Annotated in this window: 11 protein-coding genes and 2 pseudogenes; 6 read left to right on the top strand and 7 right to left on the bottom strand. The window is 59.2% G+C overall.

All coding sequences use genetic code 11. The features are described 5' to 3' along the window. Positions 1–166 precede the first annotated feature (166 nt). Both C1896_11250 and C1896_11245 read right to left on the bottom strand, forming a co-directional pair. Positions 167–787, bottom strand: coding sequence for an integrase (locus C1896_11250; GenBank protein AZZ45425.1), 621 nt, complete (start codon positions 785–787; stop codon positions 167–169). A 489-nt stretch (positions 788–1,276) separates the two neighbouring features. Next, positions 1,277–1,777, bottom strand: coding sequence for a hypothetical protein (locus tag C1896_11245; protein ID AZZ45424.1), 501 nt, complete (start codon positions 1,775–1,777; stop codon positions 1,277–1,279). An 89-nt stretch (positions 1,778–1,866) separates the two neighbouring features. On the opposite strand from C1896_11245, the gene C1896_11240 reads away from it, so the two are divergent. The 4 genes from C1896_11240 (at position 1,867) to C1896_11225 (ending at position 4,737) form a co-directional block, all read left to right on the top strand. Beyond that, positions 1,867–2,178, top strand: coding sequence for a hypothetical protein (locus tag C1896_11240; protein AZZ45423.1), 312 nt, complete (start codon positions 1,867–1,869; stop codon positions 2,176–2,178). A 264-nt stretch (positions 2,179–2,442) separates the two neighbouring features. Beyond that, positions 2,443–2,814: an IS66 family insertion sequence hypothetical protein gene (locus C1896_11235; protein ID AZZ47629.1), complete on the top strand. Its 372-nt coding sequence runs from the start codon at positions 2,443–2,445 to the stop codon at positions 2,812–2,814. Further along, positions 2,811–3,146, top strand: coding sequence for an IS66 family insertion sequence hypothetical protein (locus tag C1896_11230; protein AZZ45422.1), 336 nt, complete (start codon positions 2,811–2,813; stop codon positions 3,144–3,146). Before C1896_11235 ends, C1896_11230 begins: the two co-directional genes overlap by 4 nt. Positions 3,147–3,207: 61 nt before the next feature. After that, complete coding sequence (locus C1896_11225) at positions 3,208–4,737, top strand: IS66-like element ISSal1 family transposase (GenBank protein AZZ45421.1); 1,530 nt, start codon at positions 3,208–3,210, stop codon at positions 4,735–4,737. A 773-nt stretch (positions 4,738–5,510) separates the two neighbouring features. Here the strand turns inward: C1896_11225 and C1896_11220 are convergent. The 5 genes and pseudogenes from C1896_11220 to pqqD all read right to left on the bottom strand — a co-directional run bounded on the left by C1896_11220 (position 5,511) and on the right by pqqD (position 11,562). Continuing rightward, a complete protein-coding gene (locus C1896_11220) occupies positions 5,511–7,064 on the bottom strand; it encodes a hybrid sensor histidine kinase/response regulator (protein ID AZZ45420.1) in 1,554 nt (517 codons plus the stop codon). Beyond that, positions 7,048–8,211, bottom strand: coding sequence for an alcohol dehydrogenase (locus C1896_11215; GenBank protein AZZ45419.1), 1,164 nt, complete (start codon positions 8,209–8,211; stop codon positions 7,048–7,050). Before C1896_11215 ends, C1896_11220 begins: the two co-directional genes overlap by 17 nt. Before the next feature lie 102 nt (positions 8,212–8,313). Beyond that, positions 8,314–10,200 carry a S9 family peptidase gene (locus C1896_11210; GenBank protein AZZ45418.1) on the bottom strand — a complete coding sequence of 629 codons (1,887 nt, stop codon included), beginning with the start codon at positions 10,198–10,200 and terminating at the stop codon, positions 8,314–8,316. Positions 10,201–10,238: 38 nt separating this feature from the next. Continuing rightward, entirely contained in the window at positions 10,239–11,393 is a 1,155-nt protein-coding gene (gene pqqE / locus C1896_11205) for a pyrroloquinoline quinone biosynthesis protein PqqE (GenBank protein AZZ45417.1), read from the bottom strand. Beyond that, positions 11,365–11,562, bottom strand: a pseudogene (pqqD, locus tag C1896_11200) (pyrroloquinoline quinone biosynthesis peptide chaperone PqqD). Before pqqD ends, pqqE begins: the two are co-directional and overlap by 29 nt. On the opposite strand from pqqD, the pseudogene C1896_11195 reads away from it, so the two are divergent. Then, a pseudogene (locus C1896_11195) lies at positions 11,562–13,025 on the top strand (PQQ-dependent dehydrogenase, methanol/ethanol family). The pseudogenes pqqD and C1896_11195 overlap by 1 nt on opposite strands. Before the next feature lie 154 nt (positions 13,026–13,179). Then, complete coding sequence (locus tag C1896_11190; protein ID AZZ47628.1) at positions 13,180–13,827, top strand: hypothetical protein; 648 nt, start codon at positions 13,180–13,182, stop codon at positions 13,825–13,827. The last annotated feature ends 14 nt before the right edge of the window (positions 13,828–13,841 follow it).

Here is a 13,841-nt window from a genome sequence, read left to right as displayed (position 1 = left end):
CCGCGTGCGTATATATTCCGCGGGAGCAAACTTATTTTGGCGGCGGCGATTGGTAGCGTCGGTCGCAAGCGAAAGTCTGACGCTACGCAGCCGTTGACCTTTGCGAACGAGCTCTATTGGCCGGTTAGCGACGGCTTGGCCGTGGCCGTCGCTATGCATCGCACGGTCAAACTTCGGTAAGCTCCGCCATCTCCAAGGCGTCGTCTATCTCGGTCCCGAGGTATCGGACAGTGCTTTCCAGCTTCGTATGACCGAGCAGCAGTTGAACCGCTCTCAAGTTTTTCGTCCTGCGATAGATCAGGGAAGCCTTGGTACGTCTCATTGTGTGAATGCCATACATGGCAGGATCAAGACCAATAACCTTCACACAAGCTTTAACGATACGAGCGTATTGCCGAGTGGATAGGTGTTCAGAGGGGCGCAGCCGGCTCGGGAAAAGATAGTCCTCGCTGCGGAGCTGTGCCTGGTGCATCCAAGTTTCGAGAGCCGTCCTTGTTTGCTCTGTGATCAGGAACTGAACTGGTCTCTGGGTTTTCTGTTGCATCACGATGGCTCGCGATGCAACGTGCTTACCATGGGCAACATCACGAACACGGAGCCTGGTTAAGTAAAAGGCTCGCAATTTACTGTCAATGGCTAAGTCGAAGAGCGCCAGATCTCGGGTTTTGTTGGCGATTTGCAGCCGCAACCGAATCGCCCAGATATCTCTAAGGCGGAGCGGCGCTTTCTGCCCGATCAATTTTACTTTGTCCCAGGGCTGATGGCTGTAGGTAGCATTATTATTCATGGGGTTGTCCTCCTCGTACGGGAAGACAAGGATGGTTAGCTAGGGCAAGGGGCGCTAACGGCCAGAGGCTGCCAATACTTCTGACCGGCTCCGGCAGGGTCAATGAACGGCACTTCAATGGTCTGTTGCCGCCCGTTTACCTGCATACGCTTGAGAGATCCACTCAGCGGTTCGCTGGGCGTAATCGATACGGGTTCAATCCTGCTTCAGACTTTGATGTGTTCCACAGGCCCTAGTTGTGAGAGTACGGTCAGGCACTTCTCGATTAAGACACTACTTAGCGGGAGCGCCTCGTCTGGCATTCCCGGTAAGCACTACAGAACAAAGTCTGCACTACTGGCAAGTCGGTTGTCATAAGCAGCGAAAGCCCATTCCCGAAGGCTGACGTCGTGTAGATTGCCGCTACGGTCTCAGCCATCAGGGAACACAGCGTCGTGTTTCGGCTCCTGGCTGATAGCCGTGGGTTACGAATGGCAGGTAAGCCGTTAGTTACTTGACCGCCTGCTCCAGCCGCTGCTGGCTAAGCCAAGCCTTGGGCGAGATGCCGCACTGTGATTTGAATGCGCGCGAAAGGGCAGACTCCCCGCTATAGCCCGCTTCCTCAGCAATCAGTCTGAGTGGCTGACCGTTCTTCAGCCATTTTTGAACGAGCCCGATTCGCCAGCATTGCAGGTAACTAGCAGGCGTCTCACCCAGTGCGTCGCGAAATCGATTGGCGAATACGCTACGGGACATCCCCGCGATACCTGCAAGCGACTCGACCGACCAATTTTTTTCTGGCGCCTCATGAATGGCGACGATTGCGCGCCGTAACTGAACGTGTGCAAGGCCGGCGAGCAAGCCGATGTGGGCGCTGCCGCTTTCCATCAGCTGCCTGAGCAGTTGGATGAGCAACACCTCGAATAATCGGTTGAGCATGGATTGACGCCCGCAGTTGGCCGCTTCTGCTTCTGCAAACAGCAGCGTCAGCACCGGCACACTGTCGGGCATCTGCGACAACGGAAGGCACACGCACGTGGGCAGAGATACTTACCCCGTCAACGCAACTACCTCTTACTGATCGACGTTAGGAACCGACCATGCCTACTTTCAAATCCCTTTTGTCCACCACCCTTGCCTCAGCGGTGGCTGTAATAGCCCTCAGTGGAACTGCCGTTGCACAACCCGATAACGCCCTGAGCGCTGGCCCGATTCCAGCAATAGCCCAGGCCAGTGCAGCAAGCGAAGCCTATTCCTACGGAACACAGCTGGACATCAGTCAGGTGATATCGCTGACCGAAAACAGCAGCAACTGCGGTTTGGTAGATGCCGAGATGACCTACCTGGATTCCGACGGGAAAAAGCGCGTCCTGGTGTACCGCAAGTTGTCCGCGACCTGCAGCGACGGCTGATTGTGACTGCTGCTCATTAACTACCGCTCCGACCCCATCATTTCAGAACAAAGGATACGATCATGACCATCAAAACTCTCTCTGCTGCATGTCTGCTCACCGTTCTCAGCATCGGCGCGATGCCGGCTATGGCACAGGGCAATGCTACAAGCGAAACCTATGCGTACGGCACTCAGTTGGACATCAGCCAGGTGATCTGTAACCGTCCGCCGAACCCATCTCCCCGCTTCTTCCAGATAGCGGCATGGTGTGCACCTATTTTTGGTGGACACCATTTCAAGCCACTTTCTGGAGGGTTTCGTGTCTCGACAGCGCCGTACATTCCCCAAGGCTTTCAAGGCCCAGGTCATCGAAGAGTGCGCCCAGTCCGGTGCTTCCGTCGCCGGCGTGGCGCTCAGCCACGGGCTCAATGCCAACCTGGTGCATAAATGGATTCGTAAGCAGCGCGAGCCGCTACCGGTCGTATCTGCACGCTTTATCCCGGTGCCGCTCGGCATCCTGCCTTCAGAGCAGGCCAGCTCTGAAGAGCTGACGATACGAATCGAAATCCCCTACCACGCCGGCAGTCTGTCGGTGCACTGGCCGGTGCAGGACGGCGAAGGCTGTACACGCTTGCTGCGCGGGCTGCTCGCATGATTCGCATCGATCGCATCTGGCTGGCCACCGAGCCGATGGACATGCGCGCCGGCACCGAAACCGCATTGGCCCGTGTAGTGGCGGTATTCGGTGCGGCGAAGCCGCACTGTGCTTATCTGTTCGCCAACCGCCGCGCCAACCGCATGAAAGTGTTGGTGCATGACGGTGTAGGGATCTGGCTGGCCGCGCGGCGATTGAACCAAGGCAAGTTTCACTGGCCAGGCATCCACCGCGGCTTGGAAGTTGAACTCGACACCGAGCAGCTTCAGGCTTTGGTGCTCGGTTTACCCTGGCAGCGGGTTGGTGCAGCCGGTGCGATCACAATGCTGTAGCGCCGGCCATTAGCCTATCGCTTTATCTGCGCGGATCGCCTGCTCTGGCACAATCAGCGGCATGACTTCCTTGCCCAATCTCGACCAACTAACACCTGAGCAACTGCGCGCACTGGCCGCCCAGTTGCTCACGCAGGTCGATGCGATGGGCAAAAAGATCCACCGTGATCAAACCATCATCGAGCAGCTCACCCACGAAATCGCCTGGTTCAAGCGCCACAAGTTCGCCAAGCGTAGCGAGCAACTAAGCCCTGAACAGGGCAGCCTGCTGGATGATTTGCTCGACACGGACATCGCCGCCATCGAGGCGGAACTGAAAACCCTCAATCCTCCGGCTGAACCCCGCCAACAGCCCAAGCGCGCGCCGCTGCCAGCCCAGTTTCCGCGTACTGTGATCCGTCACGAGCCGCAGAACACTCAATGCGCCTGCGGCTGCCCGCTGCAACGCATCGGCGAAGACATCAGCGAAAAGCTGGATTACACGCCTGGCGTGTTCACCGTCGAACAGCATGTGCGTGGCAAGTGGGCCTGCCGCCAGTGCGAAACATTGATCCAGGCGCCGGTACCAGCCCAGGTGATCGACAAGGGCATCCCGACTGCCGGCTTGCTGGCTCATGTCATGGTGGCCAAATACGCCGATCATCTGCCGCTGTACCGGCAAGAGAAGATCTTTGGCCGTGCGGGTCTGGCTATCGCGCGTTCGACATTGGCGCAGTGGGTCGGACAAACCGGCGTACAGCTCCAACCATTGGTCGATGCCCTGCGCGAGGCGGTACTGGCGCAAGGCGTGATCCATGCCGACGAAACCCCCGTGCAAATGCTGGCCCCTGGCGAGAAGAAAACCCACCGGGCTTACGTCTGGGCATACTGCACCACACCCTTCGCCGACCTGAAGGCCGTGGTCTATGACTTCAGCCCAAGCCGTGCAGGTGAGCATGCGCGCAATTTTATGGGTCAGTGGAATGGCAAACTGGTCTGCGACGACTTCGCCGGCTACAAGGCCAGCTTCGAGCAGGGCATCACCGAAATTGGCTGCATGGCCCACGCCCGCCGCAAATTTTTCGATCTGCACTCAGCGAACAAAAGCCAGTTAGCCGAACAGGCGCTGCACTCCATTGCCGGGCTGTATGAAATCGAGCGGCAAGCACGGCACATGAGCGATGAAGAACGCTGGCGAATACGCCAGGAAAAGTCTTCACCGATCCTCGATGCGCTGCATGACTGGATGCTGGCCCAGCGTGATCGGGTGCCCAATGGATCAGCCACGGCAAAAGCCCTGGATTACAGCCTAAAACGCTGGCTAGCGCTGACGCGCTATCTGGAAGATGGAGCCGTGCCCATCGACAACAATCAGGTCGAGAACCAGATTCGGCCTTGGGCATTGGGGCGCTCGAACTGGCTGTTTGCCGGTTCACTACGCAGCGGCAAACGGGCGGCTGCGATCATGAGCCTGATCCAGTCAGCACGCCTCAACGGTCACGATCCGTACGCCTACCTGAAGGACGTGCTCATGCGGCTACCAACGCAGCGGGCAAGCGAAATCAGTCAACTGCTGCCGCATCAGTGGATACAGCCTGAAGCAGGCATGTAACCACAGCGGTGTATCACCCCAAACAGCCTACCCGTAATAGTCTCGCACTGATTTTTTGGGCGTTCACGATGTGATACACGGTAAGCGTTCAGCGTGTGATACAGCTACCCGTGCAGCCTGTGATACAGATACGCAAGGTGAGTTAGCTAGACGCTTACCCTCCTAAGGCGCAATAGCCAGGCCATGAGAGCGTCCGCTTCTGGCCCGAAAGTGGCCTAACGATTAGTCACACGCGATCGCGGGCTGCTATACACGAACGAGGCACCACCACCATAGCTGCGCGAGCAGGATCACTTCACTAAAGGCTCATCCATGACTATGCGAGCAGTATCGGGAGCGACGAAGAATCGGTACGCGGTACCGAAAAAAGAAGACGGAAAGGTTCTTGTGTAATTGATGTGACCAGGAGAGGCGCTCGGCGTGAGTGTCGAAATAGTCGCCCCGGGGTGCGGTTGCGGTCGTAGCCCTGAAACTGGTCGAAACGATAGCGGTCGCCCGATTGCACCATACCGCACTGGACCACTGCGTTCGATCGATAGGATTGTTTGCAGCCTACGGGAGGATGACAAATGACCGGATTGGCGCTATGCCGGCCGATAAAGCCACTAAGTTCTGTCATGACGTCTAAGATCTTTTCTAGCGACTGCACAGATCACCTTCGCGTGGCGCTCAGGTTGGTAGATTACTCAGCCATGAACCCATTCGATCTCCCGCTTCAAGGACGATGACCACAACTGAATAGGTCAACGGCGCTCAAAACTGGCTTACGCCGTTTAGCGTGATTGCTCATTACGATACAGCAGGTAGCTTAGGATCGACCGCAGCTTTCCAGCTTTGACCGGTTTGTTCAGCACCGGGACTCCGACGCCTTGCAGTTGACGGCGGCACTGGTCGCTGCGGTCAGCGGTAATCATCACCACCGGGATCGGGACGCCGAAATGTACCCGCAAGGCCTGCGCCACGTTCCAGCCGGTCGCACCCTGATCCAAATGGTAGTCGGCAAGAATCAACTCGGGCGGCAGCTCATTCAGAGCCGCCAGAGCAGCCGCCTCGTCGGAGGCGACTAGCACCTCGCAACCCCATTGCCCGAGTAGCGCGGCCATGCTGTGCAAAATGCTCAGATCGTTATCCAGTACCAACAATCGGCGCCCTGGCAGCGGATCGCCCATCATTGGCATCATCAAAGGCGCTTCGCTGACTGATTCCCACGGCACCGCGACCAGGGGCACGTCAATGCTGAATACCGAGCCGCGACCCGGCTGCGAGCGAACATGTATGTGGTAGTCGAGCATGGTGGCGATCCGGTCGACGATGGCTAGTCCCAGGCCGACCCCCGCGCGTTCAGCGGCGCGCTGAACGCCCAGTTGGTTGAATTCCAGAAAGATTGACTGCATCTGATCCGCCTCGATGCCGCAGCCGGTGCGCAGCGCATACGCCGGGATGTAATGGTCGAAGCCAAGACCTTCCGATTCCGCCACCGATTGGAATTCGGAAACCAGCGGCAGCAGCACTTCATCCAGACGGTACACCTCGATGTCCGGCTTGATCGCTCGTTGATCGAGCTTGGAAATGTCCAGCAAGTCGGTGAGTAAATCTTCCGCACCTTCCAGCGCCTGATGCGCTCGCTCGACGAGATTCCGTTCCGCGCCGGGCAAACTCCGCTCGCGCAAGGTCGATATCAACAGGCGCGCCGCGTTGAGCGGCTGCAACAGATCGTGGCTGGCCGCCGCTAGATACTTGTCCTTGCTTTGGTTGGCCGCCTCGGCTGCATCACGGGCCTTGCGCAGTTCGACAGTTCGTTCGGCGACGCGCTGTTCCAACTGCTCGTTGAGCTGCAGCAACCGCAGCTGAGCCAATTTGCGCTCGGTGATATCGGCAACGAAACCCTCGACCAAACCATCTTCATCCGGTTTGAGCAGCAAGTTCATTATTACGTCGATCGCGCTACCGTCCTTGCGACGCAAGCGGGTCTCATAGCCAAACAGGCCCCGTTGATCACTAAGAATGCGGCGGATGCGGTTCAGCTCTTCCTCACCGCCGACGAATAGATGATGCGATAGATCGGTTAGCCCCCAGAGCGCGTCCGAGGGGCTGTCGTAGCCGAGCATACCTGCCAATGCGGGATTGGCCGCGCGGATGCCTTCCTGCAGGCTGGCTTGAAAGATGCCATGCACTGCATGTTCGAACAGCCATTTGTAGCGATTGCGCTCGGCTTCCAGCTCTTCGAGGCGCGCAACCAGTTCTGGATAGTGACTTTTACGAGCCGAATGCGTGCCAAGCCCAAGCAGGCCAGCGAGAGCGTCGTCCTGCTCAGAGTGCTTCGGCATATACCACTTCGACGTCGCGCTGGGTCGACGAGCGAGGATTGGTCAGGATGCAGGGGTCCTGCATAGCGTGCCGCGACAGGAAAGGGATGTCCGAAAGATTCACGCCATGCAACCCCAGCGTTTCGTTGAAACCAATGGCTTGCTTGAGCTGAACCAGATGAGCGACCAGACCATCGCGAATCTGCGCATGGGTCATGCCGCGCGTATCGATGCCGAATGTTTGCGCCACAATTTTGAAACGCTCGGGCGCAGCGCTGTAATTGAACGCCACTACATGCTCGACCAACACTGCGTTGCACAAGCCATGCGGGAGGTCGAGATAGCCGCCAAGGCTATGGGACATCGCATGCACTGCACCGAGAATCGCATTGGAAAACGCCAGCCCGGCCTGCATGCTGCCGAGCATGATTTTCTCGCGCAGCTCGATATCTGCCGGATTGGCGATCATCTGCACTAGATGACCATTGATGAGGCGCATCGCTTCCAATGCGTGCGGGTCGGTCAGCGGCCCGTTGCCGGTCGAGACGAAGGCTTCGATGGCATGCACCAGCGCATCAATGCCGGTACAGGCCGAGAGGAACGGATCCATGCTGAGGGTCGTTTCCGGATCGATCAGCGACACATCGGGTACGGCGCCCTTGCTGACGATGGAAAACTTCATCCGCTCGGTCTGGTTGGAGATGATCACGAACTGCGAAACATCTGCGGAGGTGCCGGCCGTGGTTGGGATCAGAATCAGCGGCGGGCTCGGCACGCGCAGCGTGTCGACGCCTTCGAATTCAATGATGTTGCGACCATGTGCGACCGCAATACCGATGCCCTTGGCGCAGTCCATCGGGCTGCCACCGCCTACCGCGACGATGACGTTGCAGCCTTCGTTGCGATAGACCTCAGCGCCCAGCATCACTTCCTCGGAACGAGGATTGGCCGAGACCTGGGTAAACAGATGGTAGTCAATGTCCTGGCGGGTCAGGCTTGCCTGGACGTCGCCGATCCACCCTGCGGCAACCACACCTGGGTCGGAAACCAGCAGCACCTTGCGTGCGCCAAAGTTCTTCGCGTAGTTGCCAGCACTGTGCCGACAACCCGCACCAAACACGATCTCGGGGGAAACGAATTTGCGCTGCAGACTAAGATTGGGGCTCATACAACGGCCTATAGTTATTATTTTGTTACGTTCGCCAAGCCTACTGTTTTCTACGATCAAAGCAATCCACAACGGTGCATACGGCCATGAATGCCAGCCGGCTCAGCGAAGAAGCTCCGGATAGAAGCGACATTCCCGCTCCAGCGCATCGGCCAGGTTGGTCGCCTGCCGGAAGCCGTGGCGCTCTTCTGGATAAAAACAATATTCGACTGTCACGCCTCGTTCGCGCAGAGCGGCAACCATGGACTCGGTCTGCTCGGGTAGCACCACCGCGTCTTGCCCGCCTTGAAAGAAGACCACCGGCACCCGAATCAGCCCCGCATTGAGTAACGGCGTCCGCTGCCGGTAGCGCTCGGCGTAGAGCTCTGGATCGCCTATCAGCCAATCCAGATAATCGGCTTCAAACTTGTGCGTAACCCGGCGCAACGCCAACGGATCACTGACGCCGTAGAGGCTGGCACCGCCGCTAAAATCAGCATTAGCAGCCAGTGCGCAGAGCGCGCTGTAACCGCCCGCGCTCGAACCCCGGATGAACGTTCGCGTCGGATCGATCTGGCCGTTCGTGGCGAGCGCCTGTACCGCGGCGCAGGCGTCTTCCACTTCGATCACACCCCATTCGCCTCGCAACTGCTGACGATAAGCACGCCCGAAACCGCTGCTGCCGCGGTAGTTGATATCAGCCACGGCGAAACCGCGCTGAGTCCAATATTGGATGCGCGGATCGAAGACCGGGTAGCTGGCGGACGTAGGCCCGCCATGCATGAACACCACGAGCGATGGCTGTTCTTGTGAAGGACCTTGGCACTGTGCATTGCTCGGCGGGTAGAAAAATGCGTGCGCCACCTCGCCTTGCCCGGTAGCGAAACTGAACGCCTGGGGGCACGACAACTGATCGGCCGCCAAAGGCTGTTCGCCTCCGGCGAGCATTTCGATGCAGCTGGTAACCCTGTCGATTGCTAACACGGCAGGCGTCAGGCCCGACGAGCCTGCTATGCAGTAAAAGTGTCGCTCGCCGGCAGCAAGTTGGCGGCAACGGCTGAATTCCATCGCCAGCTGGCGTTCATTACCTTGGCTGTCTTGTTCGAACAACAGTCCGTAGCCATCCATTATGCGTGTCAACAGCAAAGCGCCGTCCGCCGAGGGTAGATAGCTCACCGTTCCCAGCTGCCAGGGCGCCGGGGCATGATCACACCCAGCCGCAGCCGCGCCGGTTACCGGAACAAGGCTGTCGTCCTGCATTCTCCAAGGCTGCCACCAGCCTTCGCGGTCAGTCAGGCAATACAAGGCGCCATCCGGAGCGAAGCGCGGCTGTTGCAGCGACTCATTTCCCGCTGCGCCGGCCAGGCACCGCGGCGCTCCCCAGCGATCATTTTCGGTACGTTCGGCAATCCAGAGGCTGGTGGACGTCCAAGGTTGTTCGGGGCGTTGCCACTCGATCCAGGCAAGACGTTGGCCTGTCGCATCCAAGGTCGGTGACGAGTAAAAGTCGCTCCCCTCGATAAGTACGCTTCGGCTGCCATCAACCAGCGAAACGCTGACCAGACGATGCTCTGAGCGAGCTTCTTCGGCGGTTTCTTCCACGGCGAGAATGGCCCGCTGGCGCGTGTCGAACTGCAGATCACCGTACCGGCAAGCGTCGTCATCGGTCAGCGCGATGGGCGGCGTCGCTGCGTCCGTAGATAGGCCCTGCAGGTAGATTTGCTGATCCTGCTCGTTGACGAACGCAACCCCGGCGTCGGTCAGGCAGAAGGCACCGCCGCCGTATTCGTATACACGGCTGCGAAGCGAGAACCCGGGCGGCGTGAGGCTACGCAAGCCGCGAGCGTGCCAATACCACAACGTGGAACGCACATCGGCCGGATCGTACTGAACCCAGAACACGCCCCCATGGCCAGCGCGAAGCTCGGCAAAGTCACAACTTGCAGAGGCGGCATCTTCGGCAGTCCAGTCGCTGGGCCAGAAGCCATAGGGGATTGCGGTCTTGGTCATCCAAACGGTTCCAGTCGGTTAGGCGTCGATCGATGACCTTATACCCTGAGGATCAGCTTCGATGCCTTCTCGTTACGAAAGGTCAGCTCATCAAGCCCGCGTGGCGCTTCTTCGGCCTCGGTGCGGGCGGCAAGAATCTTGTCGTGGTGCGCAGACTTGCTGCACACCGGATCGGCATTGGCCGCATCGCCAGTGAGCATGAAAGCCTGGCAGCGGCAGCCGCCGAAGTCCTTTTCCTTCTCGCCGCAGGATTGGCAAGGCTCGGGCATCCAATCGAAACCGCGAAACTTGTTGAAGCCAAAAGAATGCTTCCAGATCTGCTCGATGCTCTGCTCGCGAACGTTAGGGAAGCTGATCGGCAGTTGACGCGCGCTGTGACAAGGTAGCGCTGTGCCGTCCGGTGTGATGTCGAGAAACAGGTTGCCCCAGCCGTTCATGCAGCCCTTGGGACGCTCTTCGTAATAATCGGGCGTGACGAAGATCAGCTTGCAGGGATGGTTTTCGGCGGCGAGTTTGCCGCGCCACTGGTTGGTGATGCGCTCGGCACGCACCAACTGATCCTTGCTTGGTAGCAGCCCGGCGCGATTGAGTTCGGCCCAGCCATAGAACTGACAGATGGCGAGCTCCACGAAGTCGGCTTCCAATTCCAGACACAGCTGGATGATGCGCTCGATGTTGTCGATGTTGTGCCGGTGGGTAACGAAGTTCAGCACCATCGGATAGCCATGCGCTTTTACCGCTCGTGCCATGGCGAGCTTCTGCGCGAAAGCCTTCTTCGAGCCGGCGAGCAGGTTGTTCACCTCCTCATCGGCGGCCTGAAAGCTGATCTGGATGTGGTCGAGCCCGGCGTCGGCGAACGAAGCGATCTTCTCTTCGGTCAGGCCGATGCCCGAGGTGATCAGATTGGTGTAATAGCCGAGGTCTCGCGCCGCTTTGATCAGCTCGGCCAGATCTTGCCGGACCAGCGGCTCACCGCCGGAAAAGCCCAGTTGCGCCGCGCCCATCTCGCGGGCCTGTCGGAACACCTCGATCCACTCGGCAGTGCTCAGCTCGTCCTTGCTGCGGGCGAAATCCAGCGGGTTCGAGCAGTACGGGCATTGCAGCGGGCAACGATAAGTCAGCTCCGCCAGCAGCCACAGCGGCGGACCGGGCTCAAAGCCGGGCTTAGCGAAGCTCGATCCAGAACCGTTCAACGGCCACCTCCAGAAACGCGACGATATCTTCCTCAATCCCTTCTGCATCCGGGAAGCGCGCCTGCAGATCGGCGACGATGGCGCCGACGGTGCGAGCCCCATCAACTTCAGCCAGTACCGCCGCGGCACTTTCGTTGAGCTTGATCATGCCTTCGGGATAAAGCAGAACGCCCTTGCTGCGACGTGGTCAACCGCGGCGCTGCTATCTACGGCGACAAGATTTACTTCGGCACCCTCGACGCTCAGGTGGTGGCGCTGAACAAGGACACCGGCAAGGTCGTCTGGAAGAAGAAATTCGGCGAGCACGGCGCGGGTTACACGATGACCGGCGCGCCCACCCTGATCAAGGATCAGAAGAGCGGGAAGGTTTTGCTAATCCACGGCAGCTCCGGCGATGAATTCGGCGTTGTCGGCAAGTTGTTCGCACGCGATCCGGACACGGGTGAAGAAGTCTGGATGCGGCCCTTCGTCGAAGGTCACGTTGGCCGACTGAACGGCAAGGAGAGCACGCCGACCGGCGACATCAAGGCGCCCTCCTGGCCGGATGACCCGAACTCACCCACCGGCAAGAAGGAAGCCTGGAGCCAGGGCGGCGGCGCTCCGTGGCAGAGCGCGAGCTTCGACGCCGAAACCAATACCATCATCGTCGGCGCGGGCAATCCGGCGCCCTGGAACGGCTGGGCACGCACCGCCGATGGCGGAGATCCGAAGGATTACGACAGCCTCTATACCTCTGGGCAGGTTGGCGTCGACGCCACCACTGGCGAAGTGAAGTGGTTCTACCAGCACACACCGAACGATGCCTGGGACTTCTCCGGCAACAATGAGCTGGTCCTGTTCGATTACAAGAACAAAGATGGCAAGACCGTCAAAGCCACGGCCCACGCCGACCGCAACGGCTTTTTCTATGTGGTCAACCGCGAGGACGGCAAACTGCAGAACGCCTTCCCCTTCGTCGACAACATCACCTGGGCCAGCCACATCGACCTGAAGACCGGGCGGCCGGTGGAGAACGAGGGCCAGCGCCCGCCGAAGCCTGAGCCCGGCGAGGCGCACGGCAAATCAGTGGAAGTCTCACCGCCCTTCCTCGGCGGCAAGAACTGGAACCCCATGGCTTACAGCCAGGATACTGGCCTGTTCTACGTTCCCGCCAACCATTGGAAAGAGGACTACTGGACCGAGGAGGTCAGCTACAAGAAAGGCAACGCTTACCTCGGCCAAGGCTTCCGCATCAAGCGCATGTATGACGATCACGTCGGGATTCTGCGTGCCATGGACCCCACCACCGGCAAGGTCGCCTGGGAGCACAAGGAACCGCTGCCGCTCTGGGCCGGCGTCCTCGCCACCAAGGGCAACCTAGTGTTCACCGGTACAGGTGATGGCTACCTGAAGGCCTTCAACGCGAAAACCGGCGAGGAGCTCTGGAAATTCCAGACCGGTAGCGGAATCATCGCGCCGCCGATCACCTGGGAACAGGACGGCGAGCAGTTCATTGGCGTGACCGTTGGCTACGGCGGCGCTGTGCCGCTGTGGGGCGGCGACATGGCTGTGCTGACCAAGCCGGTTGCTCAAGGCGGCTCGTTCTGGGCGTTTCGAATCCCTAGTTGGGAAAACCAGACCGCCAAACGATAAGACGCCGGCTGTGCTCGATGAGCGAGCACAGCCGCACACGGAACAGCTGGCGGGACATGAACTGGATTGGCCTACAGAGTTGGCGCTCTCCTGGCCTGACGGTCCTCGCCTGAGCCGGCTGCTCTTTCTTCACCTATCGAACATGGGAACCGCCATGAACATATCCCGCTATCTGCTGCCCATCGCAGTGATCCTCAGCGCGCCGCTGCACGCTGACGACCAGCCGCCCACCATCAATGGCTGTGTCATCCAGCCAGAAAGCAAATGTGCCAACGCCGATCTTCGCGGCGCCGACCTGAGCAACCAGGACATGCGCAAGATGGATCTGACCGGCGCCGATCTCACCGGGGCCAACCTGAGGCATGCCAATCTCGACCTGGCCAATCTGGAGAAGGCCAACTTGACCGGCGCCACCCTCACCCGCGCCAGTCTTCAACAAGCCAACCTGCGTCTGGCGAACTTCACCGATGCGCAATTGGTGGCCATTCAGGGTTGGGGACTGTTCGCGCAGGCCGCGCGATTCAATGGGGCCAACCTGACTGCGGCCAATCTCGAATTCGCTCGTTTGAGCGGTGCGAAGTTGCATGGTGCCAACCTCACCGCCGCCAACCTGGAAATGACCTGGCTAAGCAAGGCCGACCTCGACCATGCGAATCTGACCGACGCTAATTTGCAGGAAGGCAAGCTCAACGATGCCAATCTCGGCAACGCGACCCTGACTGGCGCACGCCGACACTATGCAACCTTTCAAGGCAGCAATATGGACGGTTGCTTCGATTGCCCAGTGGACTGGGAGAAGTAATACGACGGGTGCAT

This window comes from Pseudomonadaceae bacterium SI-3 (assembly GCA_004010935.1).
In the GTDB taxonomy this organism is placed as follows: Bacteria; Pseudomonadota; Gammaproteobacteria; order Pseudomonadales; family Pseudomonadaceae; genus Stutzerimonas.
The sequence above is the reverse complement of the archived record's forward strand: the minus strand, read 5'-3'. Positions and strand labels throughout refer to the sequence as shown.